Source organism: Sphingomonas sp. J315 (genome assembly GCF_024666595.1).
Lineage (GTDB): Bacteria > Pseudomonadota > Alphaproteobacteria > Sphingomonadales > Sphingomonadaceae > Sphingomonas.
The window spans coordinates 2,348,565-2,374,123 of the sequence record NZ_CP088296.1; the positions used below are offsets into that span (position 1 = coordinate 2,348,565).

At 66.8% G+C, this 25,559-nt stretch carries 30 protein-coding genes, 1 tRNA gene and 2 pseudogenes; 9 read left to right on the forward strand and 24 right to left on the reverse strand.

Going from position 1 to position 25,559, the window contains the following annotated elements; translation table 11 throughout:
- Positions 1–2: 2 nt before the first annotated feature.
- The 16 genes and pseudogenes from trbJ to LRS08_RS12035 form a co-directional block, all read right to left on the reverse strand.
- Positions 3–761, reverse strand: coding sequence for a P-type conjugative transfer protein TrbJ (gene trbJ, locus LRS08_RS11960; RefSeq protein WP_257843486.1), 759 nt, complete (start codon positions 759–761; stop codon positions 3–5).
- Positions 758–3,246, reverse strand: a pseudogene (trbE, locus tag LRS08_RS11965) (conjugal transfer protein TrbE). The gene trbJ and the pseudogene trbE overlap by 4 nt, the downstream one beginning before the upstream one ends.
- Positions 3,243–3,515, reverse strand: coding sequence for a VirB3 family type IV secretion system protein (locus LRS08_RS11970; protein WP_257843484.1), 273 nt, complete (start codon positions 3,513–3,515; stop codon positions 3,243–3,245). The pseudogene trbE and the gene LRS08_RS11970 overlap by 4 nt, the downstream one beginning before the upstream one ends.
- Complete coding sequence (locus LRS08_RS11975) at positions 3,515–3,847, reverse strand: TrbC/VirB2 family protein (RefSeq protein WP_141383954.1); 333 nt, start codon at positions 3,845–3,847, stop codon at positions 3,515–3,517. The genes LRS08_RS11970 and LRS08_RS11975 overlap by 1 nt, the downstream gene beginning before the upstream one ends.
- Positions 3,844–4,830 (reverse strand): P-type conjugative transfer ATPase TrbB, encoded by a 987-nt coding sequence (gene trbB / locus LRS08_RS11980; RefSeq protein WP_257843482.1) that lies wholly within the window; start codon positions 4,828–4,830, stop codon positions 3,844–3,846. Before trbB ends, LRS08_RS11975 begins: the two co-directional genes overlap by 4 nt.
- 170 nt (positions 4,831–5,000) lie before the next feature.
- Positions 5,001–5,426, reverse strand: coding sequence for a CopG family transcriptional regulator (locus tag LRS08_RS11985; protein WP_257843480.1), 426 nt, complete (start codon positions 5,424–5,426; stop codon positions 5,001–5,003).
- A 9-nt stretch (positions 5,427–5,435) separates the two neighbouring features.
- A complete protein-coding gene (locus tag LRS08_RS11990; RefSeq protein WP_257843479.1) occupies positions 5,436–7,412 on the reverse strand; it encodes a conjugal transfer protein TraG in 1,977 nt (658 codons plus the stop codon).
- 17 nt (positions 7,413–7,429) lie between these two features.
- Positions 7,430–9,187 (reverse strand): relaxase/mobilization nuclease domain-containing protein, encoded by a 1,758-nt coding sequence (locus LRS08_RS11995; protein ID WP_257843476.1) that lies wholly within the window; start codon positions 9,185–9,187, stop codon positions 7,430–7,432.
- Positions 9,188–9,424: 237 nt separating this feature from the next.
- Positions 9,425–10,336 (reverse strand): lytic transglycosylase domain-containing protein, encoded by a 912-nt coding sequence (locus LRS08_RS12000; protein WP_374580286.1) that lies wholly within the window; start codon positions 10,334–10,336, stop codon positions 9,425–9,427.
- Positions 10,337–10,340: 4 nt separating this feature from the next.
- Positions 10,341–10,676, reverse strand: a complete 336-nt coding sequence (locus LRS08_RS12005) for a DUF736 domain-containing protein (protein WP_257843474.1) — start codon at positions 10,674–10,676, stop codon at positions 10,341–10,343.
- 35 nt (positions 10,677–10,711) lie between these two features.
- Complete coding sequence (locus tag LRS08_RS12010) at positions 10,712–11,269, reverse strand: S26 family signal peptidase (protein WP_257843472.1); 558 nt, start codon at positions 11,267–11,269, stop codon at positions 10,712–10,714.
- Complete coding sequence (locus LRS08_RS12015) at positions 11,266–11,772, reverse strand: DUF2840 domain-containing protein (RefSeq protein WP_141383961.1); 507 nt, start codon at positions 11,770–11,772, stop codon at positions 11,266–11,268. Before LRS08_RS12015 ends, LRS08_RS12010 begins: the two co-directional genes overlap by 4 nt.
- On the reverse strand, positions 11,769–12,035 hold the full coding sequence (locus LRS08_RS12020) for a helix-turn-helix transcriptional regulator (RefSeq protein WP_015459426.1): 267 nt from the start codon (positions 12,033–12,035) through the stop codon (positions 11,769–11,771). The genes LRS08_RS12015 and LRS08_RS12020 overlap by 4 nt, the downstream gene beginning before the upstream one ends.
- Before the next feature lie 128 nt (positions 12,036–12,163).
- Entirely contained in the window at positions 12,164–12,685 is a 522-nt protein-coding gene (locus LRS08_RS12025; protein ID WP_257843468.1) for a DUF2285 domain-containing protein, read from the reverse strand.
- A gap of 40 nt (positions 12,686–12,725) precedes the next feature.
- Positions 12,726–12,947 carry a transcriptional regulator domain-containing protein gene (locus LRS08_RS12030; RefSeq protein WP_141383962.1) on the reverse strand — a complete coding sequence of 74 codons (222 nt, stop codon included), beginning with the start codon at positions 12,945–12,947 and terminating at the stop codon, positions 12,726–12,728.
- A 146-nt stretch (positions 12,948–13,093) separates the two neighbouring features.
- Complete coding sequence (locus LRS08_RS12035) at positions 13,094–13,366, reverse strand: DNA -binding domain-containing protein (protein ID WP_053555788.1); 273 nt, start codon at positions 13,364–13,366, stop codon at positions 13,094–13,096.
- A 171-nt stretch (positions 13,367–13,537) separates the two neighbouring features.
- On the opposite strand from LRS08_RS12035, the gene LRS08_RS12040 reads away from it, so the two are divergent.
- On the forward strand, positions 13,538–13,765 hold the full coding sequence (locus LRS08_RS12040) for a helix-turn-helix domain-containing protein (protein ID WP_053555789.1): 228 nt from the start codon (positions 13,538–13,540) through the stop codon (positions 13,763–13,765).
- 158 nt (positions 13,766–13,923) lie between these two features.
- On the opposite strand, the gene LRS08_RS12045 is transcribed toward LRS08_RS12040, so the two are convergent.
- The gene (locus LRS08_RS12045; RefSeq protein ID WP_260480763.1) at positions 13,924–14,766 is read right to left on the reverse strand and encodes a DUF932 domain-containing protein; all 843 of its coding nucleotides are present in this window, start codon (positions 14,764–14,766) and stop codon (positions 13,924–13,926) included.
- Positions 14,767–15,030: 264 nt separating this feature from the next.
- Between LRS08_RS12045 and LRS08_RS12050 the strand changes: the two genes are divergently transcribed.
- On the forward strand, positions 15,031–15,360 hold the full coding sequence (locus LRS08_RS12050) for a hypothetical protein (protein ID WP_257843467.1): 330 nt from the start codon (positions 15,031–15,033) through the stop codon (positions 15,358–15,360).
- 58 nt (positions 15,361–15,418) lie between these two features.
- Here LRS08_RS12050 and LRS08_RS12055 read toward each other — a convergent pair whose 3' ends face one another.
- Positions 15,419–15,718 (reverse strand): DUF736 domain-containing protein, encoded by a 300-nt coding sequence (locus tag LRS08_RS12055; RefSeq protein ID WP_257843466.1) that lies wholly within the window; start codon positions 15,716–15,718, stop codon positions 15,419–15,421.
- Positions 15,719–16,052: 334 nt separating this feature from the next.
- Between LRS08_RS12055 and LRS08_RS12060 the strand changes: the two genes are divergently transcribed.
- Positions 16,053–16,883, forward strand: coding sequence for a DUF5677 domain-containing protein (locus LRS08_RS12060; RefSeq protein WP_257843465.1), 831 nt, complete (start codon positions 16,053–16,055; stop codon positions 16,881–16,883).
- A gap of 108 nt (positions 16,884–16,991) precedes the next feature.
- On the opposite strand, the gene LRS08_RS12065 is transcribed toward LRS08_RS12060, so the two are convergent.
- Positions 16,992–19,007, reverse strand: a complete 2,016-nt coding sequence (locus LRS08_RS12065) for a ParB/RepB/Spo0J family partition protein (RefSeq protein ID WP_257843464.1) — start codon at positions 19,005–19,007, stop codon at positions 16,992–16,994.
- Between the two features lie 456 nt (positions 19,008–19,463).
- Between LRS08_RS12065 and LRS08_RS12070 the strand changes: the two genes are divergently transcribed.
- The 3 genes and pseudogenes from LRS08_RS12070 to LRS08_RS12080 form a co-directional block, all read left to right on the forward strand.
- Positions 19,464–19,709, forward strand: coding sequence for a FitA-like ribbon-helix-helix domain-containing protein (locus LRS08_RS12070; protein WP_257843462.1), 246 nt, complete (start codon positions 19,464–19,466; stop codon positions 19,707–19,709).
- Positions 19,706–20,128, forward strand: a complete 423-nt coding sequence (locus tag LRS08_RS12075) for a type II toxin-antitoxin system VapC family toxin (RefSeq protein ID WP_257843461.1) — start codon at positions 19,706–19,708, stop codon at positions 20,126–20,128. Before LRS08_RS12070 ends, LRS08_RS12075 begins: the two co-directional genes overlap by 4 nt.
- Before the next feature lie 346 nt (positions 20,129–20,474).
- Positions 20,475–21,554 (forward strand): annotated as a pseudogene (locus LRS08_RS12080) (recombinase family protein); the annotation flags it as partial.
- Positions 21,555–21,623: 69 nt separating this feature from the next.
- On the opposite strand, the gene LRS08_RS12085 reads toward LRS08_RS12080, so the two are convergent.
- Entirely contained in the window at positions 21,624–21,881 is a 258-nt protein-coding gene (locus LRS08_RS12085) for a hypothetical protein (protein ID WP_257843459.1), read from the reverse strand.
- 249 nt (positions 21,882–22,130) lie between these two features.
- Positions 22,131–22,207, reverse strand: a tRNA-Arg gene (locus LRS08_RS12090).
- 80 nt (positions 22,208–22,287) lie between these two features.
- Here LRS08_RS12090 and LRS08_RS12095 point away from each other — a divergent pair.
- Both LRS08_RS12095 and LRS08_RS12100 read left to right on the forward strand, forming a co-directional pair.
- Positions 22,288–23,010, forward strand: a complete 723-nt coding sequence (locus LRS08_RS12095; RefSeq protein WP_257843458.1) for a queuosine precursor transporter — start codon at positions 22,288–22,290, stop codon at positions 23,008–23,010.
- Between the two features lie 61 nt (positions 23,011–23,071).
- Complete coding sequence (locus LRS08_RS12100; RefSeq protein WP_257843457.1) at positions 23,072–23,476, forward strand: hypothetical protein; 405 nt, start codon at positions 23,072–23,074, stop codon at positions 23,474–23,476.
- Between the two features lie 58 nt (positions 23,477–23,534).
- On the opposite strand, the gene LRS08_RS12105 is transcribed toward LRS08_RS12100, so the two are convergent.
- From LRS08_RS12105 to purS, 3 genes are read right to left on the reverse strand one after another with little or no spacing between them, the layout of a single operon-like run.
- Positions 23,535–24,236, reverse strand: a complete 702-nt coding sequence (locus LRS08_RS12105; RefSeq protein WP_257843455.1) for a Crp/Fnr family transcriptional regulator — start codon at positions 24,234–24,236, stop codon at positions 23,535–23,537.
- A 4-nt stretch (positions 24,237–24,240) separates the two neighbouring features.
- Complete coding sequence (gene purQ, locus LRS08_RS12110; RefSeq protein ID WP_257843454.1) at positions 24,241–24,906, reverse strand: phosphoribosylformylglycinamidine synthase subunit PurQ; 666 nt, start codon at positions 24,904–24,906, stop codon at positions 24,241–24,243.
- Positions 24,903–25,133 carry a phosphoribosylformylglycinamidine synthase subunit PurS gene (gene purS / locus LRS08_RS12115; protein WP_257843453.1) on the reverse strand — a complete coding sequence of 77 codons (231 nt, stop codon included), beginning with the start codon at positions 25,131–25,133 and terminating at the stop codon, positions 24,903–24,905. The genes purQ and purS overlap by 4 nt, the downstream gene beginning before the upstream one ends.
- Positions 25,134–25,280: 147 nt before the next feature.
- Between purS and LRS08_RS12120 the strand changes: the two genes are divergently transcribed.
- Positions 25,281–25,430 (forward strand): hypothetical protein, encoded by a 150-nt coding sequence (locus LRS08_RS12120; protein WP_257843452.1) that lies wholly within the window; start codon positions 25,281–25,283, stop codon positions 25,428–25,430.
- Positions 25,431–25,559 lie beyond the last annotated feature (129 nt).

Sequence of the window (25,559 nt, forward strand, 5' to 3'; positions counted from 1 at the left end):
CGTCAGTCGCGGAACATGCGGGCGTTGCCCGGCTGATAGCCGGTGGATGGCGTCAGGAAGCGCCGACGCCGCTCACGCCCTTCCTCCTCCGCCGCCGTATGGCGAGCCGCATTCAGCGCCTGCGCGCGGCCCTGCGCCGCGACCAAGGCCGTGAGATCGGCGATCTGCTGCGATTGCAGGGCGAGAAGCTGGTTGCCGGCCTGCGCGGCCTGAAGGGCGCCGGTCGCGGACTGGCTCGACGAAACGAGGCCGTTCATCGCCGTGCGCGTGCCGTCGATATTGCCGACGACGCCGGCCTGAACGCGCAGCGCGTCCTCGAACGCGCCGACGCTATCCTTCCAGCGCGCATTGGCGTTGGCGACCATCTGCGCGTGGGTGCCGGTGAGCGCGGCGCCCCTGTAGCGGCCGTTGAACGCCTGCTGGACGTTCTGCACGTCGTAAGCGATCCGCTGCGCCTCGCCGAGAAGCTGCTGTGTGCGCTGCACCTGCTGTTGGAGCTGCTGGAGCGAACTGAAAGGCAGCGAGGCGAGATTGCGCGCCTCGTTGGTGAGGCTCGTCGCTGCTTGCTGGATTTGCTGAATTTGGTTGTTGATCTGCTGGAGCGACCGGGCCGCCGTCAGCACGTTCTGCGCGTAGTTCGTCGGGTCATAGACGATCCCGCCGAATTGGGCGTGCGCCGGTGTCGCGGCGGTGATGCCGATCGTGCTCGACGTGGCGATGGCGCCGGCCAGCACGGCGCGGCGCAGGATGGAGGGCTTCATGGTTCGATGTCCTTCAAGGCTAGGGGAAGCTGGCCGGTATCTTCCCGGCGGCCGGCCAGCGGATAGGGTTGGGGTTCGGGAAGAAGCTCGACCGCCCAGGCGCAGCCGCGGCGCCGCAGCCATTCGGCCGCAAAGCCGGACTGGCCCCGCGCCTCGATGATGTCGGCGATGGCGAGCTGATCGGTCTTGGCGGAGGCGCCGGCGAACGCCAGCGCGACCTCCCCAAGTCCCAGCTCGAAGAGGCGGTTGCCGCGCCGCGACTGGCAGTAATAGTCGCGCTTCGGCGTCGCCCGGCTCAGTATCTCGATCTGGCGCGCATTGAGACCGAACCGCTCGTAGATCGCGGCGATCTGCGGTTCGGCCGCGCGCTCGTTGGGGAGGAAGATGCGCGTCGGGCAGCTCTCGATGATGGCCGGCGCGATGTCACTCGTCTCGATGTCGGCGAGGCTCTGCGTGGCGAAGACAACGCTGGCGTTCTTCTTGCGCAGCGTCTTCAACCACTCGCGGAGTTGGGCCGCGAAGTCCGGGCTGTCCAGAACCAGCCAGCCCTCGTCGATGATGAGGAGAGTCGGCGAGCCGTCCAGCCGATCACCGATACGGTGGAACAGGTAGGACAGCACCGCAGCCGCCGATCCTGCGCCGACCAGGCCCTCGGTCTCGAATGCCTGCACGTCGGCTTCGCCGATCCGTTCGGCCTCGGCGTCGAGCAGCCGGCCCCACGTCCCGCCGATGCAATATGGCGCGAGCGCCTGCTTGAGCTGCTGACTCTGGAGCAGCACGGCAAGCCCGGTCAGGGTCCGCTCCGCGACTGGCGCCGACGCCAGCGACCCGAGCGCCGACCACAGATGCTCCTTCGCCTGCGGATCGACCGCGACGCCTTCGCTGCCAAGGATCGCCGCCAGCCATTCCGCCGCCCAGGCGCGCTCGGCCGGATCGTCGATATGTGCGAGCGGCTGGAGCTGCACGCCGTCGCCGGTCTCGTCGGCGAGCATCCCGCCGAGATCCTGCCAGTCGCCGCCCATGCCGATCGCGGCGGCGCGGATGCTGCCGCCGAAGTCGAAGGCGAAAACCTGCGCATTCTCGTAGCGGCGGAACTGCATCGCCATCAGCGCGAGCAACACCGATTTGCCAGCGCCGGTCGGGCCGACGATCAGCGTGTGGCCGACATCGCCGACGTGAAGGGAAAACCGGAACGGGGTCGAGCCTTCGGTCTTGCCGTAAAGCAAGGGGGAGCGCCGAAATGCTCGTCCCGTTCCGGCCCCGCCCATACCGCTGACAGGGGGATCAGGTGGGCGAGATTGATGGTGGAAATCGGGGGCTGGCGGACGTTGGCGTAGATGTGGCCGGGCAGGCTCCCCAGCCATGCCTCGATCGCGTTCATGCCCTCTGGAATGACGGTGAAGTCGCGGCCCTGGATGACCTTCTCGACCAGCCGCAGCTTCTCGCCGGCGATGGCCGGATCGCGGTCCCACACCGTCACGCTGGCGGTGACATAGGCCATGCCGGCATAGTCGGCGCCCAGCTCCTGCAAGGCGGTGTCGGCGTCGGCCGCCTTGTTCGAGGCGTCGCTGTCGAGCAGCGTGCTCGCCTCGTTCGTCATCACTTCTTTCAAGATGGCCGCGACCGACTTGCGCTTCGCGAACCATTGGCGGCGGATACGCGTGAGCAGCTTGGTCGCGTCGGTCTTGTCGAGCATGATCGCGCGGGTGGACCAGCGATACTCGAAGGCGAGCCGGTTCAGCTCGTCGAGCAGGCCGGGAAAGGTGACGCTCGGAAATCCAACGATCGTCAGCGTGCGGAGATGATGGTCGCCCAGGCGCGGCTCCAGCCCGCCGGTGAGCGGCTCGTCCGCCAGCAAGGCATCCAGGTGCATCGGGGTTTCCGGCACGCGCACGCGCTGGAGCCGTGTTGAAATCGTGCTGTGCAGGTAGGTCAGCGTTTCGGCGTCATCGAGCCAGCGGACCTCGGGCATGAAGCCTTCGACCAGGTTCAGCACGCGGTCGCTGCGATCGGTGAAGCCTTTGAGCAGCTCCCACGGATCGACGCCGGTGGTGGAGCGGCCCTCGTAGAGCCAGCCTTCAGCCCGCGCGGCTTCCGCGGCTGGCGGCATCCACAGCAGCGTCAGATAATAGGCGCTCTCGAAATGCGCGCCTTCCTCGCGGAACTGTTCCCGCCGTTCCATATCGACCAGCGCCGACACGGGATCGGGGAAATCGTCCTCAGGATAGTCGAGCGCGGGCGTCCGCTGCGCTTCGACGAAGATCGCCCAGCCCGAACCGAGCCGGCGAAGCGAATTGTTGAGCCGCGAGGTCGTTGCCACCAGTTCGGCCGGCGTCGCGCTGTCAAGATCGGGGCCGCGGAACCGGGCGGTGCGCTGGAACGAACCGTCCTTGTTGAGCACGACACCTTCACCGACCAGCGCGGCCCAGGGCAGGAAGTCGGCAAGGTGTGCCGCTTGCCCACGGTATTCGCGCAAGTTCATCATGGCCGCATCCAGCTTGGGTAACGGAGGTGGCGCCGGGCCACGTCCACGAATTGCGGGTCGCGGCGAGCGGCCCAGACGGACAGCGCATGGCCGATCGCCCAGATGACCAGGCCAGCGATCCAGAGGCGCAGGCCGAGGCCGATCGCGCCCGCCAGCGTCCCGTTGACGATGGCGAGCGAGCGCGGTGCGCCGCCGAGCAATATCGGCTCGGTCAGCGCCCGGTGGACGGGGGCGTAAAAGCCCGTGATCGGCTCGGCAGCGTCCAGCATCAGACCAGCGCCCCGCCGCCGAAGCTGAAGAAGCTCAGGAAGAAGGAGCTGGCGGCGAAGGCGATCGACAGACCGAACACGATCTGGATCAGCCGACGGAAGCCGCCCGACGTGTCGCCGAACGCGAGCGTTAGGCCGGTCACGATGATGATGATGACCGCCACGATCTTCGCCACCGGCCCCTCGATGCTTTCGAGGATCGACTGGAGCGGGGCTTCCCACGGCATCGACGAACCGCCGGCATGGGCCGGGACGGCGAAGGTCAGCGCGACGACGCTGGCGGTGGCGGCGAGCATGGCGCGGCGTGCGCCACGCCGGAAGGCATGGATCATGGCAGGTCTCCTGGCTGGGATTGGGAAAGCGGGATGAGGCGGTAGTCGCCGGTCGCAGGGTCGAGCCCGTCGACACGGGCCAGTTCGGCGAGCCGGCGGCCGTGTCCGTCGCGGACCAGCACAGCGATGAGGTCGATGGTCTCGGCCAGCAGCGCGCGGGGGACCGTCACGACGGCCTCCTGAATGAGCTGCTCCATGCGGCGCAGCGCGCCGAGCGCGGTTCCGGCGTGGATAGTGCCGATCCCGCCGGGATGTCCGGTGCCCCAGGCTTTGAGGAGGTCGAGCGCCTCGGCGCCGCGCACCTCGCCGATGGGAATGCGATCGGGGCGCAGCCGCAGCGAGGACCGGACGAGATCGGACAGCGAAACGACGCCATCCTTGGTCCGCATGGCGACGAGGTTCGGCGCGGCGCATTGCAGCTCGCGCGTGTCTTCGATCAGGACGATGCGGTCGCCGGTTTTGGCGACTTCGGCCAACAGCGCGTTGACCAGCGTGGTCTTGCCGCTCCCGGTCCCTCCCGCGACAAGAATGTTGGCACGAGTTTCGACACCGTGCCGCAGCGTCTCAGATTGAGCCGCCGACATGATGCCGGCCACCGAATAGTCATCGAGCGTGAACACCGCGACGGCGGGTTTGCGGATCGCGAAGGCAGGCGCGGCTACTACCGGGGGCAAGAGCCCCTCGAACCGCTCGCCTCCTTCCGGCAGCTCGGCCGACACGCGCGGGCTACGGGCATGAACCTCGACGCCGACATGGTGTGCGACCAGGCGGACGATGCGCTCGCCATCGGCGGCGCTCAGCAGCTCACCCGTGTCGCTGATTCCTTCGCCGAGCCGATCGAGCCACAATCGGCCGTCCGGGTTTAGCATCACTTCGATGACGGCGGGATCGTCGAGCCAGGCCGCGATTGACGGCCCGAGCGCCGTGCGCAGCATCCGCGCGCCGCGTGATCTCGCCTCGGATCGGATCGGGTGGACGGTCAAGACATGGCCCCTGCAATGGACCGGGCGAACCGCCGCCCGGTGTCAGGAGCACATCAAGAGAGCCAGAAATTCAGCCGCTGCAACAGTTAGTTGAGGGCGTAGTAGAGGCGGCGGTATATACTTGCGTGGGGCGGATCAGCCGATTGTCACCACGCCGTGCATGGAGCCGACTATTCCGAATCAGTTTGATTCTGCGGCCATATATCCTCGGGAATTTCGTCCATCAGGCTCTTACCGCTCGCATAGCGCCGGCCGAGCGTTTCGATGAACCCTTCGTAGCGCTTGCGTCCCTTCACCTGCGCTGCGGCCTGATCCTCATCGGGCAGCGGCGGCGTCACGGACAGCCAGAAGCGGACGAACAGCGCCAGCGCCTCGGTCGAGAGCCCGGTGTTCCGCTCCAACCGTTGCACTTGGCGCGACAGCCGGTCGAGCCGGCGAGCGAACGCCGCCTCCATACGATCGGCACCATCGGGCGACAGGTAGGACGCCACCGCCGCCTCCACGATTGCGGAGCGTGAGATTCGACGCCGTATCGCCAGCTCGTCGACTTGTTTGGCGAGCGCGGGCGGAAAATAGACATTGAGCCGGACACGCATGATCGCCGCCTACAGCTCGATACCGTCGCCGGGGTCGAGCGACGCCTGCCGCGCGAGCCCCTGCATCCGGCGCCGCACGGCGGCCGCCTGCCGCGCAGCATCTTCGGGTTCGTCGTCCACGATCGCAAACTCCTGCGCGGGCGGCGGCGGAGTCTCCGACGCGATGGCGACATGCTCCGGCAGTTCGGGTTCGCGGCGCAATCCACTGTTGGCCGCGTCCTCTGCCGAACGGACGATCCGCGCCACGGCGGCGGGATCGGCGACGACGGCGCGGCCCGTCCAGTCATCGGGCCGCACCTGGCCGGCGTCCGGGGTGGGTGCGGACATGATCCGCTCGGCGAACCGGGCGTCGCGGTAGTAGCGGACCTTCTTCGCCCGGATCGGATGGACGCCCGCCACCATGACGATCTCGTCATCGGGCGGGAGCTGCATCACCTCGCCCGGCGTGAGGAGCTGGCGCGCGGTCTCTGACCGCGACACCATCAGATGCCCGAGCCAGGGCGAAAGCCTGTGGCCCGCGTAGTTCTTCATCGCCCGCATTTCGGTCGCGGTGCCGAGCGCATCCGACACGCGCTTGGCGGTGCGCTCGTCGTTGGTGGCGAAGCTCACGCGCACATGGCAATTGTCGAGGATCGCGTTGTTCGGGCCGTAAGCCTTCTCGATCTGGTTGAGAGACTGCGCGATCAGGAATGCCTTGAGACCATAGCCAGCCATGAAGGCCAAAGCGGACTCGAAGAAGTCGAGGCGGCCGAGCGCCGGAAACTCGTCGAGCATCAAGAGCACGCGATGGCGGTTGCCGTTCGGCGTCAGCTCCTCGGTCAAGCGGCGACCGATCTGGTTGAGGATGAGCCGAATGAGCGGCTTGGTGCGCGATATGTCGCTGGGCGGCACGACCAGATAGAGCGTCGCCGGCCGATCGCCCTCGACCAGATCCGATATGCGCCAATGACAGGCGCGCGTGACCTGCGCCACGACGGGATCACGATAGAGGCCGAGGAACGACATCGCGGTGCTGAGCACGCCGGATCGTTCGTTGTCCGACTTGTTCAGCAGCTCGCGCGCGGCGCTGGCGACAACGGGATGGACGCCGGCTTCGCCGAGGTGCGGCGTCGCCATCATCGCGGCCAGCGTCTGCTCGATCGTGCGCGATGGGTCCGACAGGAATCCCGCAACGCCCGCCAGCGTCTTATCCGGCTCGGCATAGAGGACATGAAGGATCGCACCGACCAGCAGCGAATGGGAGGTCTTCTCCCAATGGTTTCGGCGCTCCAGCGAGCCTTCGGGATCGACCAGCACATCGGCGACATTCTGCACGTCGCGCACCTCCCACTGTCCGCGCCGCACTTCGAGCAACGGATTGTAGGCGGCCGACGCCGCGTTGGTCGGATCGAACAGCAGCACGCGGCCGTGCCGGGCGCGAAAGCCCGCGGTCAGCGTCCAGTTCTCGCCCTTGATGTCGTGGACGATTGCCGACGCGGGCCAGGTCAAAAGCGACGGCACAACCAAGCCGACGCCCTTGCCGCTCCGTGTCGGGGCGAAGCACAGCACATGCTCAGGCCCATCATGGCGCAGATAGTCGCGCGCGAGCTTGCCGAGGACGACGCCGTTCGGCCCCAGCAGCCCAGCGCTGCGAACCTCCCGCTCGGTTGCCCAGCGCGCCGAGCCATAGGTCTCGGCGTTCTTCAGTTCGCGCGCGCGCCACACCGACATACCAATGGCGACGGCGATCGACACGAATCCGCCCGAGGCGGCGATGAACGCGCCGGTCTTGAAGATGTCGGGCGCATAGGCATCGAAGCTGAACCACCACCAGAAGAAAGCGGGCGGCGGATAGATGCGGTAGCCGAAGGCCATGAACCACGGCGGGCCAAGCTCCGGCTGGTATGCGAGCGCGGCGGCCGTCCATTGGGTTGCACCCCACACGGCGGCGAGGACGATCAGGAACACGGTGATGACCTGACCCCACAATATCTTGGTCGCGGACATGGATTTTCCTTTCGGGGTTACAGGCCGAGGTCGCGCTTGCGGCCCAGCGTCCAGTCGATGCCGCCACCGGCGTGCACGACGCCGGATACCTGCCGGCCGAGCTGCTGTTCGAGGGTGCTGGCCCAAGGCACGAGCCGGAAACCAAGGCCGTCGTCGAGCATGGCGAAACGGCCGGACGCGAGCGCAAGCCGCTGGCGGACGACGCCGATGATCTTCTCGCCGCCTGCGGCGGGGCGGTAGGCAAGCCCGGTCTCGCCGGCGATCTTCGCGCCGACCGAATCCAGCTCGCGCTTGCGCAGCGTGTCGAGCAGCCCGCGTTCGAACACGGTGCGTTCGCCGTAGCGACGCGCCAGCCCTTCCTTGACGAGATGATCGGTGCGCGCGTCCATCGCGCGGCGCACCTCGGCGCCGAACCCGCCGTCCACCACGCCGGCGCCGCGCTCGATCAAGCGATGGTCCAGCCAGGTCGCGCCAGGCGCCTTGACCTGCGCGGCAAGGTCGAGGTCCGAGCGGGTGGCGAGCACCAGCGTCGGCTTATCCTCGCCGGGTCGTCCGATCGCCCGAAGCTCGACGATGCCACCGAGCTTCGGGCTATGCTCGAGCGCCTCGATGCCGGGCAGGCGGACATGGTGGGTGCGGCCATCCGTGCCGTCGATCACGGCATAGGCGGTGCCGGCCAGCTCGTCGTGCAATCCCTTGTCGATGAGCCGGCCGGCGATCGGCTTCTCGGGAGCGCCGCTGACGACGGCATAGCTGTCGAGCGGCCGATCCTGCCCGCGCTCTTTAAGCGCCGCGCCGATCGTGCGGATGATGTCGCCGCGCGTCCCCAGGTCGCGCAGCTTCGCCGCCGCGCCTTCGGCGACCGCCCATCGTCCCGGCTCCCCTTCGGCCGCGAGTCCCATCGTTTCCAGATGCTGCAACCGCCCGACCATCAGCCGGCGAAGACGCGGGTCGTCCGGGCCGGGCCGCTCGGCGCGCAGGTCGATCACGCCCAGCTCGTCGGCGGCGCGTCCGATCTCGCCGTCGAGCCGCGTCCAGCGCTCGGCCGTCACCTCGCGGTCCAGCGCACGTTGCACCTCATGTTCAGGCTTCGGCCCCAGCTCGGCGAACGCCAGCTCCTCGGCGCGCGAGCGCAGGTTGTGGCTGATGTAGTCGCGGGAGATGACGAGGTCGCCGCCCTGGTCGTTGACGCCGCGCACGAGCAGATGGACGTGCGGATTGTCGGTGTTCCAATGATCGACCGCGACCCAATCCAGCCGCGTCCCCAGGTCCGACTCCATCTGGCGAACGAGGTCGCGGGTATATTCGCGAAGGTCGGTCAACTCGGCTGCGTCCTCGGGCGACACGATGACCCGGAAGTGATGCCGGTCATCCTTGCACCGCTCGGCGAAACCGCGATCGTCGGCACGGTCGCCATGTTCATCGAACATGCGCGTGGACGAGCCGTCGCGAGTGACGCCTTCGCGCTTCAGATAGGCGATGTGCGCGGACAGCGGCGCCATACGTCGCCCGCCACGGCCTCGGGTGGCGACGGGCAGCATCTTGACGATGACGCGCCGGCCAGAACCGAACAGGCGGTTGCGCGCGAACGCCGTGCGCCCCCGGCCGAAACTGGACTGACCACCCCGGCGCGACGCGCCGCCGCTGCGCCGCCCGCCGCTATGGATCGCGGCAACCCGTAGCACCTCGGCCACCAGGCCGCGCGCATTGCGGCCCTGCGCCTTGCTGCGCTTGGCCTTGCCGGGCCGGACGCGGAAATCGCTGTCCTTGCTCACGGCCAGACCGCTTTCGGCCGAAATTGGCCTATGGTGCCATTCGACGCGCTGTTTTTACTGACTTTTCCCTTCCGCGCGGCACGCGCGCCGACCGACGCCCCCATGTGAAGCCACGGAAAAGCCCCGGCTTTTCCGCGAAACGGGGTGCGGCTTATATCTTGCCCTCGCACTTCCCCCTGTTTCCTGCCCTCCCGGTTCCCTTCTCGAATCCGGCGGCCGATCGGGAGCGAGCGCCGATCATTGCTGTCGGCCCGCGCGGGCGCGGGGGACGAACAACGTATCCGCCTGCGTGTCCGGTGACGAAGAAGCCGCACTCTCTTGCGCTTCGGTGGCGCGCGCCACGACCGATCCCGGCGCATCGGATGTGTCGTCCGATTGCGCGGCGGACGGCGCGGACCCGCTGCCGGTAATGCGGACGAATAGCGCCGCACGACGCCACGCGAAGCGGTCCGGCGGCGCACTCACCGCTGTTTCGGCCGCTCCCCGCGCGCGGACTACGGCTGTAAGCTGGGCGAGGTAGCTGACCGTCTCGGCGGGCAGCGGACGGCCTCGCGATACATAGTCGTCGTAACGCCCCGGTCCGGCATTATAGGCCGCCAACATCGCGCTCGCGTTGCCGTAGCGGTCGTGCATCTCGCGCAGATAAGCCGCACCCGCCATGATGTTGTCACGCACGTCAAACGGGTCCGGGCCGAGACCGTAACGGGCGCGCAGCCCCGCCCAGGTCGCGGGCATGATCTGCATCAGTCCCATCGCGCCAGCCCGCGAGACGGCGCGCGAATTGCCCCGGCTTTCGACGCGCATGACCGCCCATATCCACGCTTCGGGAATCCCGAACCGCCGCGCGGCGTCGGCGACATGACCGGCATAGGGATGTGCAGCGGCCGGGGCGGCAACGGGCGCTTCTTGCGCCCAACCAGCTCCCGGCGCAGCGCCCCCGGACAGCAGGACGGCGGTAAGCAATATGGCCGATCCGACTCCGCTTCGCCGCCAGCCTGCCAGCGTGCTCGCTGCGGTAAAGGGTGCGCGCGAAGCGCCGGCCTTCGGCCGCCCTTGACCTTCGCTGCGCGCTCCGGCCGGCCTGCGACCGAGCGGGACGGAGGGATGAGACGGCTTTCCCGCGAACAAAGGGATGATGGGGAAGCGCACCGGATCAGTCCTGCTCGCGCGACTTCGGCTGGCGGTTCCAGCGCAGCGACCAGGCCGATTTGTCGTTCGCGCTCTGGAACAGCGCGGCGCGGATCGGTTGCGCGAACGCGGGGTCGTCGATGCGCAGCGAGACGTAATCGCCAGCGCGCTCGCCGGTCTCGTTCCATCCGGCGCCGATCTCGGGGCCTTCACCCCCGTCGCCGCGGTGGACGCGCCAGTCCGGCGCCCTTTCGGCGTCGGTCGGGTCGGCGGGAACGATCGAGATGCGGATGTCGAGCGTCGCTGTCTCGATGATGCCTTCATAGCCGTTGGCGGTGCGGAAAAAGCTGCCGATCTGCATGGGAATGTCCTTTCGTTTGGCGGGTTGGATGCGGGTCAGGACCGGGCGGCACGCCACGTCAGCGGCGCTTCGGGGTCGTCGCGGGTGAGGATCGGGATCGCGCGGCCGAGCACGGTCGAGGCCGGCAGCGGCCCGAAGTAGCGCCCGTCCAGGCTGTCGGGATGATCGGGATTGAGCAGCAGCAGCTCGCCTGCTGCGAGCGTGCGGCAACCTTGCCACGCGGGCAGCGGACGGCCGATCCGGTCACGGATCACGGCGACGGCAACCGCCCGTCCATCAACGCTGACCGTCACGCCGATCCGACACACGCGCTGCCCGGCCTTGGCGGAGACGTGCTTCAAGAGCGGTACGTCCTCGCCGAGATAGCCGCGCTCGGCCAGCCATTGGCCGAGCCGCTCGGGCGGCGTGACGGCGACCAGCGCGCCGACTGGTGGATCGCGTTCCGGCTCTATCCGGTAGAGGCCGAGCGGTGCGCTGGCGCTGGCGTTCCAGATGAGGCGCGGCAGCGGGTCAAGCACCGCAACGGCGGTGAACGACACGGCGAACAGCGACGCGGCGGCTGTCGTCGCGATGGTCCATCCACGGCGCGTCATCCTTCGATCTCCCGGCGTTTGAGCCAGGCGCGATGACGCTCCAGCGTATAGGGGCGCGGCTGATGTCCGGCGGCGATGCGGTTGGCGACGTGTCGCCAGTGATCCGGTGCGGCGTCGCACGGATCGACGCCCGCGGCCTCCGCCGCGTCGATCGCGGCGAGAACCTGACTGACTTTGGGCCAGCCCTCGATCTTGAGCAGGATTTCTCCGCCCGGTCGCACGAACGGAAGCGTCGTGAACGGCTCGTCCGCGTCGACCGCGCGCACGATGTCGATGCGCGAGCTGACCGTGCCGTAGTCGTTCGCCGCCCAGCGGACGAAGGCGAAGATCGCGCCAGGCCGGAAGCGGACGATGCGGCGGCGGCGATCGACGATCTCGTCGGCGGCGACGCGGCCGAATCTGATCCAGTGCTCGATCCGCTTCTCGATCCAGGTCAGTTCAACGCGAGTCATGCCGTCGTCGGACGGCTGGCGGTGACGCATGGGTGACGGCGGGACGGTCATCGCCGGCTCCGGGCGATGGCCGAATCCGCGCGCGGCATGAGGTCGTCCTGACCCGGATCGGAGGTCGAGTGCTTGATGCCGATGTCGGCCCAGGCCCGCAGGTCATCGACCGAATAGACGACGCGACCGCCGATCCGGCGGTAGGCGGGGCCGGTGCCGAAGTAGCGGTGCTTCTCCAGCGTGCGGCCAGAAAGGCCAAGGAAGCGTGCGGCTTCCGGCGTGCGCAGGAAGCGGGGCGGTAAGTTGGTGGGCGTATCGGACAAGTGACGGCTCCTGCGGACGTTGGCGGCAGGAGGCGTAATTGTCAGAATGGAAGCGGCCGGGTGGGGTATGAAGATGTGCGGCTGCGCGGATGTGACCACCCCCGCAACTGGGTGCCCGGGTGGGCGTTTCAGCGGATGCGGAGCAGCTTGCGGTAGTCGCCTTTCATCATGGCGATGCCATCACGGACCAGCCGAACCACAAACGACCGGGACGCTGACATTTTCCAGTCGCTCGCGGAGAGCTTGGTCGCGTCCTCGCGCCCCAGCTCGACCGCGATCTGGCGATAGGTTGCACCACCATCACGCAAATCAAGGGCGCGGAGGATCAGGTTTAGGCGGGCTAAGCGATAGGGTGTGAGCGGCCAGCCGCGCGGCAACGGTCCGGCCTCCCGGCCGAGCAACCGGCGATGGAAGCGCAACAGGCTGGCGATGCGGGTAACGAAGTCCCGGTCGAGCGGGACGATAGCGGCGAGCGGTCGGCCGGGGGTCGGGTCACGCAGCCATAACCGATGCTCGCCGGCTGCGTCGGCGACGATGACGTGGCGCCCGTCGATCCCCGCCAGGTCCGCGAGAAGCGCGCCGAGCGAGTGCGGATCGACCGGCTGAGCGCTCGCAAATCCGTCCGGGGCCGCGTCGAGAATGACCGTCACGGCGGACAGTTCCGGACGCCAGATGATGGGGTCGGTCAGGTCATCGGGCGCCGTGGCGAAAGGATAACCCCCAGCGCCGCGCGAACGCCGACTCGGCGGCGTTCTTCGCGACGGCGCCGCTCGCGATGCGCTGCTGCATCTGCGTATATTCGGCGCGATAGGTGCGGTTTCGTCGAAGAAACTCGGCGGCTATGTCGGCGCGCCCGAGCGCGTCGGACAGACCGCCGGCGCGTCGCTGGCGACGCCCAGGCGGCGTCGGCATTTCATCCTCCCAACCGCGCTCCGCGCGGATTTCGGTGGATGGAGCATCAGCGGCGTCGCTTCGCCGCGATAGCGCGAACATTGCGCGCAGCCATGTCGGCTGCGCGGCTGAGTCAGCAATGAATTGCTGCCGAATCTGCTGAAATCCTAACCTTTTAACGGCTGTTCGCAGCCGAGCAGATGCGCGTAGCCGATCTCCGTCATCCACCTTGCGCGCGCAAGATGGCTCTCATGCATCGCCTTCGCCCGATCGGGTTCGGCAGTCACGTCGATGCCGAACACCGACGCAGCCGCCTGACGCCAATCCGCCCCTTCGGCATCGGCATCGAGGAGGCGCAGATAGTCGGCAAGGTGGCTTTCGTCGTATGGTGTGAGTTGCGCCGCCTCCGGCACGCGGTCCTCGAATTGACATCTGCTCATGGCGTGCCCCGTCATGTCCCCCGGTTAACCAACCTAGACCAAATCCGTCCTTCGGTTATGCGCAAGTCCCGCATCGTTCAGTGCACCTATCGCCGCGATGGTGAGCGCCCGTAAGACGATACACCTTATATGAGATAAACCGCATAGGGTGTATCGTCCAGTTTGCCGCGCATGGACATGCGCCGCCTCGTGGGATTGAACTTTGCCAGGCTGAGAAAGGATAAGGGCTTTACCCAGGAGCGCTTTGCGGAGACGTCGGGCTTTACGCAGCAATATGTCAGCGATCTGGAGCGGGGCCGACGTAACCCGACTGTTGTCACCTTGTTTCACCTGGCCTCGGCGCTTGGCGTCACGCCCGCCGATCTGGTGGCCGAAGTCGACCCGTCCGAGACTGACTAGCTTCGCCGAACTCGAGCGCGAGCCGGGCGCCAGCCCGGCGAGCGCGATTGCGGCCGCGCGAACCTTGGGACGCGCGGCCGCTGCCGATCTGGCGCAGCAGATCGGCGCAGAACGGCGAAGCCGCAGGGCCGGAGCTCCGGCCCTGCGGTGGCGGATGGTCAGGCGGCCTTGAGGCGCTGCATCCCCTCGGCCAGCGTCCAGAGCGCGCGGTTGAGCGTCACGTTCTGGTCGATGCCGTTGATGGCGCGAGTCTGTGCGCGGCGTATGCGACCCTCGGCGTTGCGCTTGCGACCCTGCAAACCGCCCCGAACGACATTCTCCTGAATGACGTTGAACGTGGTCCACAGGCTGTCGCCAACGTCCTCGCGGCGGCGCGGCTCGATGATCTGTTCGGGCCGCAACGGGCTTTCGTCCTCGCCATAGCGGGCAACCAAGCTCACCTCGCCGAGCAACCGGCGCTCGTCCTCGGACAGCCGAACAGCCTTCATCGCTTCGCTGGCGTCGATCAGCCGGGGGAAATCCTCGGCAACGGTATAAACGCCCTCGATGATGTCGTCCTGAATGTTGCCCTTGTGCGGCACGCGGACTTCCTCGAAGCGCTCGCCTGCGATCATGCTGTTGGTGCAGACGAAGCGCAGCATGCCAGCGAACATCTGATAGGCGCTGGTCCCGTCGTGGCTGTTGACGACGATGACCTCGGCGGCCTCGGGCTTGCCGATGCCCTCGTCCCGGCGCAGACGCAGCATGTGCTTGGCGTGGCCGTGGCGGCTGCCGTCGCGCGGCACCGACTGAACGGCGAAGAACGGGAACCATCCTTCCCGGCGCAGCCCCTCGACGATGTCGATGGTCGGCACATAGACGTAGCGGTCCGAACGGCTGTCGTGCGCCTCGCGGGCGAAGATCGACGGGACGTGCCGATAGAGCGCCTCATTGTCGAGCGGCTCCCGCCCGCTGATCTGATGGGCATTACGGCCGAACCGGGTGGCAAGCTGATAGTGCATTCTGACCTCCTTGGGCTTGGGTTTCCGCGCAGCGGAGCGCCGCGCTGAAACCCTGCCCGTCGGCGAGACCGGGGGTGCAACCGGAGTGGGCGGCTTCGCGGGGAACCGGCTGCACGGAACGCGCTCGCGCGTGGAGGAAGCTGGGCGGAAGCGCTCCGAAGGGCGCTGGGGGCAGCGCCCCAAGCACCGCGCCGGCCAAGGCGCCAGCAAACAGTTCTTGCCATTTGTTCTTGTTTTGATCCAAACGAGCCGCAAGGAGTCGGTATGAGCATCACGATCACAGGACAGCCCGGCCAGCGCATCGCGGTCGCTGGCGACATCACCAAGACGCTGCGAGTTCCATATGACGAGGCGGAGGGGCGCTTCCTTCTAGCGGCGAGTGACGGTTCGCTGATCGAAGGCCGCCTCGAAGTCGAGGAAGAGCGCGTCGATTTCCGGGTCGTGGTGGACGGAGCCGGCATCTCGCGGATCGGTCCAAGCGAGCTGACGCTGGATTGGGCGGTCGAATGGGTGACGATCGCACCTTATGACGCTGGAGCGCTGCACGAGCCACGCCGGATGCCGCTGCCGCTGTTCGATTCGTTGCCCGGCTAGTGACGGTATGGCGACAAGAGAAGCGCCCCGCTCCGTTCGAGCGGGGCGCTACGTCGCGTCAACGGGACCAGATCAGCGCGTATTCGCCGGAAGTCTCGGACTCCGAGAGAGTGGCATAGACGGGAGCCGGGAAGCTCGGATCATCCAGCTTGACGGAGATGTAGTCGCGACCTTCGCGGCTGGTCTTCTTCCAGGCGGCGCCGATGTCCATCGCTCCGGCGCTGATACGGAAGTCCGGGGACTTCTCGCCGTCCTTTTCAACCGGGCGAAGGGTGGCTTTGGTGCTGAGGGTGAGCGTCTTGATGACGCCGGTGAACTCGCCCTTGGCGTTGGCGGTAAAGGTGCCGATGGTAGCCATTTCGTAATCTCCTGCTTGCTCGGACCGCGCCCATCGCGGCCTCGATGGCGTTTCGTCGGCCGGGGACGATCGTCCGCGCACCCGAAGGGCCACAGCGAAGCGGAGGAAGGCGGAGCGCCGCTTTTTTGCTTCGCGATGCAAAGCCGCAGGCGGCGGAAAAAAGCGGCGCTCCGCCCTTGCGGGAAGGCGAGCGGCTCCGGCAGACCAGCCATTGGAGAGGCCGTTGGGCAGCCGGGCTACGAATAGCAGGACAGGCGCGACGACCGTCGCACACGGCGCGGAGCGCAAAGGCGATCAACGCTCATCATTCCCGCGAAGATGCTACGCCGGTGCGATGACGAATCACGGCAGCCAGCAGGAAGACCGGGACCCTCGCGAGGGCTTGGCAGAAGAAGGATTGCTCTCGCCCCTGATCGAGGACTGGCGGACGATCTACATCGAGAACTATGCGCCGTGGTTCGCGCTGGCGCGGGACGTCAATCGTTACGCCACCTGGCTTTTCCAGGAACATCAGGATGCCGGCAATGGCGGGCCGGCCAACGCACAGGCTCCAACGGCGGTGCGCATGTACGGGCGTGCGATGAACGCGTTCGCGGCTTCTGTCATGCTGGCCGAGCGCGGCATGGCCATTGAAGCGGCGGGCGCTGTGCGAGCGATCTATGAAGTGGGATTCTGGCTGAGCCTGCTCGCCACCGATCCGCTTAAAGCGCTCGAAGCGCTGGAGATCGACGAGCACGACAACGCGATCCAGCGGGAGCTGCTCTTGCGCGAGGAGCATCCCACGGACGCCGCCCTCATCGCGGCGTCGCTGAAGCGTCAGGAGCATCACGCCGCAAAGCTCGCCAAAAGGAAGAGTCTCAGCGTCAAGAAGATTGCCCAGACCATGCCGAAGCGGTCGGGCTATCTCGAATATCGGCTGGTCAGCGCCTTCTACGGCCATCTGTCCAGCAACAGCCTCGATGGCCTAAAGAAGAGAAACGGCAAGGGTGGCGTGACCAATATTCTGGGTCCGTTCGAATTGGAGATCCCCAAGGCGCTGTCCTTCGCACTCGATGCGATGCTTCGATCCACCCGCTATTTCGAAGTGATGATGAAGGAAGGCCGACAGCCCAACCGTCTGGAGGCGGCCGCACGCACCCTGCTGGAACTTCAGGCCGCTACCTGATCGACCGCTTCGCCATGGGAAAAGCGGCGGCGCGCAACCAGCGCGCCGCCGCGATTTTCGGTCGAAGGAAAAGGCCGGGACCGCTTGCGCAGCCCCGGCCCAATGCCGCTATTCGGCAGCGACGGCATAGGACGCTTCGCCATCCTCCGCTCCGGCATCGGCGGCCTCCGCTTCCGGCTCGGTCGTCCGCAGTATGGCGGGAAGCCAGCCGCTCCCAGCCAGAAGCTGCTCGGCGGCTTGCGCCATGTCCGGCTTCTTCATGTCCGCGATGCGTCGGGCGGCGTCCTCCGACACGCCTTCGGCTACGGCCTCCACGATATGCGCCTTGGTGACGCGGCCAAGGTAGCTGTCCACGGTCGGCGTCCAATCCTTCGCCACATCCAGCGCCAGCGCGGTCGCCAGCCGATCCGCGGTTTGTAGCGAGCGGGGCTTGCGGTCCCACGGCAGACGCAGGGCGTTGACGGTGCGCGACGCGCAATGCGCCAGCAGCGCCAGCCGCTTCTCGTCGTCCAGCCCGACGATGAAGGCCCACAGGTCGGCCACATCACGCGGCATCCGCTCGGCCCAAACCTCGCGGGCCTCGTTCGCCTTTGCGGCAAGCGGGGTATCCTCGATCCCATCCGCATGGCTGCTAAGCGGCGTCACGGTCGGACGAACCTCAAGGCAACCGGCCTCGGCGTAGCTGTAGAAAAGTTGCGCCGTGAGCGTGTGGGTCAAGGCGATCAAAGCCAGATCGGGCCGCTCGCCAAGGGCAACGCGCAAGGCCAGCGTCCGGTGGGCGGACAGGTCGCGGGTGAGGCTGTCGGAAATCGGCTTGCCCGGTTCCTCGTCCTCTTCCTCGATTTCCCGTTCGTCCTCGTCGCCATCCTCGGCCTGTTCGTCCTCCACGGCCTCCGGGTCGATGGCTTCACCCACACCCTCGGGCTGCGGATCGGCCAGCGCCTCGTCTTCGGGCCGGGCGAAACCGCGCTCGAGACGAGGAACGCCGTCATGGTTCAGCACCACGAACACGCCGCCATGCGCGATCACGTTGGCGTCGTAGGCATGACGCTTGGCCGAAATAGCATCGATCTCGTCGGACACCGCCTCCAGCTTCGCCGCCACGTCCTCGGGCATCTCGTCATAGGACGAATAGCCTTCGGCAAGCTCGTCATGCTCGGTGGACAGCGCCTCCAACCGCGCCTCGTCCTCGTCGGACAGGGCGATGGTCTGCGGATAAAAGCGCCGCATCCCGTGGGCGTGGGGATAGTCGATATGCGCCTCGGCCCATTTCCAGCCCTCGGACAGCACGATCCCGGCGATCTCGCGCAGCTTCTCGATGGCGAGCATGTCGAGCAAGCCCGCATCCTCGAAGAACCCGCCCCGGTCCTCGCTGAACAAATCGCGGATGATGTTGCCGCCCGCCTCGACATAGGCGTCGGCCCCGACGAACACCGCGCGGCGATCATCGGCGGGCACGTTGGCGGCGGTCATCTCGCGGCGGATGATCCAAGGCTCGCGGTTGTGATGCAGCCCCTCGAACACCTGCTCCTGCCGGGCATGGTCCTCGGCAATGGCGAAGGCCATCAACTGGTCCAAGGTCAGGCCATCTTCGCGATAGACCTGCAACAGCTTCGGGCTAACAGCGCCAAGGCGAAGCCGCTGCTTTACCACGCCAGCCGACACGCCGAACCGCGCGCCGATCTCTTCCGCGCCCCAGCCCTTGCCGTCCGCAAGCTCGCGGAATCGCTCGAACTGGTCGGCGGGGTGCATCGGGGTCCGGGTCACGTTTTCGTCGAGGCTGATTTCCGACGGGTCGTTCTGCGTGTCCAGCCAGCAGCGCACCGGTTCGGATTTCTTGCACTGCTTGCGCTTGGCGCGCAGCAGCATCGCCAGCCTGCGGCCCTCGCCAGCGGTAACGAAATAATTGCCGGTCGGCGTCCCGTCGTCCTTGGTTTCCGGCTCCACGACGAGATTCTGGATCAGCCCCTTATGCTGGATCGAAGCGGCCAGCGCCTCGATAGCGGCCTCCCCATGCGGCACCTTGCGGGCATTGCGCGGGGACTTCTTGAGCTTGGCGAGCGGCACGAAGATTTCGACGCCCGACACAGGCTCGGCGGCTACGGTTTCGGTAACAGCGTTCATCACACTTCTCCTAAAAACCACACTCACCCCGGAATGGGGTGGGCGGCGAAGAAGCGACCGGCAGGCCCGCCGGCGGAGCCGGGCAGCATCCGCAGGACCGCAACGCAGTGGAGGACGCGCCAACAGCGCGTTGCGGCCCGGCGCGGCGGGCCTAGAGGGAAGCGTCGCCCACCCCATCGACGGGGAGAGAAACGACCAACGGCGATCGGGCCGGCGCAGCCCTGGCCCGATCTCCGCAGACGGGAACGACTACAATCCGCGCGGCGGATTGCCCGAACGGCGCGCGAGCGCCATTCCGCCATGTTGATCGTCACCCGGCAGGGACGAGACCCGTTAGGGGCTCGGTCGGAGCGCAGCGGAGATAGAGCGGCGGTCCCGCAGGGAGGCGCCACCCCTGAATCTTGCAATTTCTCGCTTCATCGCCTAATATGCAGTCAATGACTTATGGAGATGCGTATGGCAGTTATGACGATCCGAAACATCGACGATGCGATCAAAAATCGTCTGCGCCTGCGCGCTGCGATGCACGGCCGGTCGATGGAAGATGAGGCCCGGGACATCCTGCGTTCAGCGCTCTCGACCGAAATCCCGCGGCCTCGCAATTTGGGGCAGGCCATCCATGAAAGGTTCGGCGCGCTGGGCGGCGTCGATCTGCCTGAACTGTCCCGCGAGCCTATCCGGGCGGTGGACTTCGGCCAATGATCGTTCTCGACACAAACGTCATTTCCGAGCTTATGCGGCGCGAGCCTAACCCGAGGGTCATGGCGTGGATCGCCGAGCAGCCGATGGCGGGCGTATTCACGACAACGCTGACGCAAGCGGAAATCTTCTACGGCCTGGCATTGCTTCCCGAGGGACGCCGCCGCGAGGACCTGCTAGCCGCCGCGCGCCCCATGTTTGACGTCGATCTTGCCGGGCGCGTGCTGCCGTTTGATACCGACGCGGCCAGCGCCTATCCAGAGATTGCCGCCGGGCGGAAACAGGGCGGCAAGCCGATCAGTCAGATCGACGCGCAAATCGCCGCTATCGTGCGCTCACGCGGCGCGCGACTGGCGACTCGCAATGTGCGCGACTTCGCCGAGTGCGGGATAACGGTCGTCGATCCGTGGGGCGAAGCATGACACCCGTCGCCGCACGTCCCTATCTGCGCTACGCCGCGATGAAACCTTTGTGCGAGGTGCGGACACGCGGCAGCGTGTCGAGATGGCCCTTCCTCGCAAAGTCCGTCGCCGCACGCCTCGTCGCTGGGCCGAAAGCCCGGATGACCTGCACGACTACACCAACTGCGTTGCACCGCGCCGGGCTTCGCGTCGGCCGCGCGAGGATGACGGGCCGATCGTCGTCACCGACGACTGGCCGGAGCAGATTCCGATCGGCGACGCCGAGCTGCGCGCGATCGAAGGCCATATGCGGCAAGAGCTGGATAAGCTGTTCGGCCCGCTGCCGTGAAGGGAGGAGTGAAGCGTGATGACCGGCGCCGCCCCGCGACGAGATGAGGATGAGGCGCCGGTCGTGGCGACCGCCCGTGCCGCGCTCTACCTGCGCGTTTCGACCGGCCGGCAGGCCGAGAGCGACCTGTCGATTCCCGATCAACGCCGCCAGATTGAAGGCTATTGCTTGGCGCGAGGTTGGGAAGTCGCGGCCGAGTTCGTCGAGCCGGGCAATACCGCGACCGACGATCGCCGACCTGCCTTTCAAGCCATGATCGACGCGGCGATAACCAAGCCGCCGACGTTCACCGTCATCGTGGTTCACAGCTTCTCACGGTTCTTCCGCGACCAGTTTCAGTTCGAGTTCTACGTCCGCAAGCTCGCGAAGAACGGGGTGAAGCTCGTCTCGATCACGCAAGACCTGGGCGACGATCCGATGAGCATCATGATGCGCCAGATCATGACGCTGTTCGACGAGTATCAGTCGAAGGAGAACGGCAAGCACACGTTGCGGGCGATGAAGGAGAACGCCCGGCAAGGCTTCTGGAATGGCGCGCGGGCGCCGATCGGCTATCGCGTGGTTGCGGCCGGCGAGCGCGGCGCGAAGATCAAGAAGAAGCTGGAGATCGACCCGATCCAGGCCGAGACGGTGCGGCGCATCTACCGGATGGCGCTGAACGGCGTCGATAATCGGGGACCGATGGGCCTCAAGGCCATCGCGAGCTGGCTCAACGAGAACAACATCCGCACCCGCGACGGCGGGCGCTGGGGTTTGGGCGCGGTCCATCAGGTGCTCACCCGCACGACCTATATCGGCCAGCATCGCTTCAACACTCGCGATCACAAGACGAGGACGCCGAAACCGGAAAGCGAGCACGCCGTCATGGAAGTGCCGGCGATCGTCTCGGAAGCCGAGTTTGAGGCGGTCCAGCGCTCGCTCAAGGCGCGCAGCCCAAAGATGATGGCGCCGATGGCGGTGGGCGGCCCGACGCTGCTCACCGGCATCTGCTTCTGTGCGTGCTGCGGCGGCGCGATGACGCTGCGCACCGGCACCAGCAGCGTCGGGCGCGAGTATCGCTATTATACCTGTTCGACGAAGGCGCGGCAGGGCGCCACCGGCTGTCCCGGCATCACCGTTCCTATGGATCGGCTTAATGAGGCCGTGGTCGATCATCTCGAAGCGCGGCTACTCGACCCGGCGCGGCTCGAAGCTCTGATGAATCAGATCCTCGAACGCCGCGACGAGTGGGTGAATCAGCGCCGCGAGCATGTCGTCGATCTTGAGCGACGCGCGACCGAGGCGGAAGCCAAGCTTAAGCGGCTTTACGACGCGATCGAGAATGGCGTCATCGACGTAAGCGATCCGTCGCTCAAGGATCGCATCGCCGAGCTGACCGCGACGCGCGACCAGGCCAAGGGAGATTCTGAGCGCGCACTTGCCCATATCGTGAAGATCGGCCCGGCGATCACGCCGGAGAGCCTGCGCGCCTTTGCAGCCGCCCTGAAAAAGAAGCTGCGGAACGGCGACGGCACTTTCGCCCGCGATCAGGTGCGGGCGGTCGCCCAGCGGGTCGAGGTGGTCAGCCGGAAAGAGGTCCGTATTCGCGGCCTGCGCAGCGAGCTGCTCCGAACGCTAACCGCCGCCTCTGGCGTAGAGGCGGCGGTGCTAGGCGTTCGTGCCTTTGAACCGAAATGGCGCGCCCGGCAGGATCTGAACCTGCGGCCCCAAGCTTAGAAGGCTCGTGCTCTATCCAACTGAGCTACGGGCGCGCGTGTTGCTGCCGTTAGCGCGGATTGCGTGGGCGGGGAACTGGCATCATAGTCCGCGCGGTCAATCAGGGGGGGCAGGCATGAGCGACGGGGCGGCGCCGGTACGGATCAATGCGGGTCAGGTCGCGGGCGGGCATTTCCGTTACTACGACTATGTGATGGCGGCGTTCTGCGTCATCCTCGTCCTGTCCAACGTGGTGGGCGCGGCAAAGGTCGCGACGCTCGGTGGCCTGACCTTCGGCGCGGGCATCCTGTTCTTCCCCTTGTCCTATGTGATCGGCGACGTGCTCACCGAAATCTATGGCTATGCGCGCGCGCGCCGGGTGATCTGGGCCGGATTCGCCGCGACCTTCTTTGCCGCCCTGATGTGCTGGGTGATCGTCGCGATGCCGCCAGCCCCCGGCTGGGAGGGGCAGGAGGTCTATGAGGCCGCGTTCGGCCAGGTATGGCGGATCGTCGGCGCATCGATGATCGCCTTCTGGGCGGGCGAATTCGTCAACTCCTATGTGCTGGCACGGCTGAAGCTGCGCACTCAAGGTCGGCATTTGTGGCTGCGCACGATCGGGTCGACCGTGTTCGGTCAGGGTGTCGACAGCCTGATCTTCTACCCGCTCGCATTCCTGGGCGTGTGGACGACCGAACAGGTGCTGGTCGTGATGGTCACCAACTGGGGGCTGAAGGTGTTGTGGGAGGTCGTGCTGACCCCGGTCACCTATGCCGTAGTCGGCTTCCTCAAGAAGCGCGAAGGGGTGGATGTGTTCGACGAGGGCACCGACTTTACCCCTTTCCGCACCAAGGTTTGACGGATCGCAAAGCGCGCGCGGGATAACCGACGCATCGTCGCTCTCAACAAGGAGACCGACGATGAACATGCCGCTTCACCAGACCGCTTTCGCCGATGCGACCGCGCTGCCCCGTGCCCGGGGCGCGCATGTGTTCGACCTGCATCCCGCGCTGCATATCGGGGTGTTCGCCGGCTTCTTCGCCTATCTCGGCATCATGTGGGCGGCGTTCGGGGAGAAGGGGCTGGTGATCCCCTTTGCGATCTTCGCCGTGTTCCTTGCTGGCGCATTCATTGTCCCGGCCTGGTGGGCGCGCGTCGCACCGGGTGAGGGGCGCGCACCGAGCTTTGCCGATTTCATGGCGCAGGGTCTGCAGACGGGGACCGGCCATCTCAGCGCAGGCGGCGCGATCGTCCAGGTCATGATCATGCCGGTGATGCTGATGGTCTGGGGCCTGATCGTCGCTGCATTCCGCTTTGCAGTCTGAACCTCGAACCCTCACCTCACAGCGGGCGAACCGATGGTTCGCCCGCGCTTTTTTCGGTTCAGCCCTCAGCGAGCGCGTCGAGCGCGGCGCGGTCGCGGATCACGATGCCGTGGCTGCCCTGTCGCATGATGACGCCAGCAGCTTCCAGTCCGGTCAGCGTCCGGCTCACCGTCTCGATCGTCACGCCCAGCAACTGCGCCATCTCGCCCCGCGTCAGCGGCAGGTCGAAGCTCTCGGCATTATGGCACGGTGCGGGGCTGGCCGCGCGGGCAAAGGCGAGGATCAGCGCCGCGACCCGCCCCTTGGCCTGACGCTTGGAGATCAGGTCGATCAGCGCGCGGCTCTCGTTCAGCTCGCGGCTGACTTCGGCGAGCAGGCGGCGGGCCAGCGCGGGGCGGGTGTCGCTTAGCGCCTCGACCCGCGACGCAGGGAACAGGCACGCCTCGCATTCGGTGAGCGCGGTGACGTGCAATGTCGCGGTCGGTGCGAACAGCTGGCCCAGCATCCCGGCGGGGTGGACCAAAGCGACGATCCGTTCGGTCCCGTCGCGGTCGATGGTCGACATCTTCGCCGCGCCGCGGGTCAGCGTCGCGCAGACCGTGGCGCTGTCGCCCGCCGCAACGATCGTCTCGCCGCGCGCATAACGGCGGTGGTGTCCGATCCGGGCAAGCTCGCCGCGATCCTCGGGCGACAGCGCAGAGCAGACGGCGCGATCGGCGACCGGACAGGTGTCGCAGACGATCGGGGCCGGGCCGCTCATCCCCTTACATCACCGCTTCGAGCAGCCCTTCGAACAGGCGGCGGCCGTCGGTGCCGCCATGCGCCGCTTCGACCTTGCGTTCGGGGTGCGGCATCATGCCCAGCACATTGCCGCCGCCGTTGACGATGCCCGCGATTTGCCGTGCGCTGCCATTGACGTCGCTGGCGTAGCGGAACGCGACGCGGCCCTCGCCTTCGATCCGGTCGAGGGTCTCGGCATCGGCGAAGTAATTGCCGTCATGATGCGCGACGGGGATAGAGATCGTCTCGCCCGCATCATAGCGGCTGGTGAAGATCGACTGGCTGTTCTCGACCGTCAGCGCGACGTCGCGGCACACGAAGTTGAGGCCGGAGTTGCGCATCAGCGCGCCGGGCAGCAGACCGGTTTCGGTCAGCACCTGAAACCCGTTGCAGATACCGATCACCGGCACGCCGCGATTCGCCGCATCAACCACCGCGCGCACCACTGGCGAGCGCGCCGCAATCGCGCCGCAGCGCAGGTAATCGCCATAGGAAAAGCCGCCGGGCAGCGCGATCAGGCCAAGGCCGTCGGGCAGGTCGCTCTCGCCGTGCCACACCATGTGGGGCTTGGTCCCGGTCACGCTCTCGATCGCCACCGCCAGGTCACGGTCGCAGTTCGATCCGGGAAAGACGATGACGGCGGTCTTCATGCCTTTTCGATCCGGTAGTTTTCGATGACGGTGTTCGCGAGCAGCTTGCTGCACATCGCGTCGATGTCCGCGTCGCTGGTATCGTCGGCAACGTCGAGTTCGATCAGCTTGCCGACCCGCGCCTCGCCCACGCCCGAAAAGCCGAGCGAGCCGAGCGCATGCTCGATCGCCTTGCCCTGTGGGTCCAGCACGCCGTTCTTGAGGGTGACGACGATGCGCAGCTTCATGGGTGTTCCTCCGGGGGATTTGCCGCGCCCTATGGGCCGATGCGCGCGGCTCCGCAAGATTTCATCGGCCATTTACCGCGTTGTGCGACACTCGGCCTCGCCGAGTCGCCGCCGCGGGGGCGGGCCTTGGCGTGGAGTAAGGGCGTAATGGCATTTCTGGCGATCACCCTGTTCGTCGCGCTGGCGGCATTCGGCAGGGACTATTTCGGGTGGAGCGATCCGAGCGGACAGATTCAGATCGCGCTGATCTGTTCGTTCATCTTCGGCATCATCGCCGGGCTGAAGGCGAAGGGGTAAGGCGACCTTTTTTTGGTAGGCGGTACCGGCCCGCTCCCCCACCCGGCCACCCATCGGCAGGATATTCTGGAATGGGTGGCCGGGTGGGGGAGCGGGCCGGTACCGGTTCAGCGCAGCTGAACACAAAGC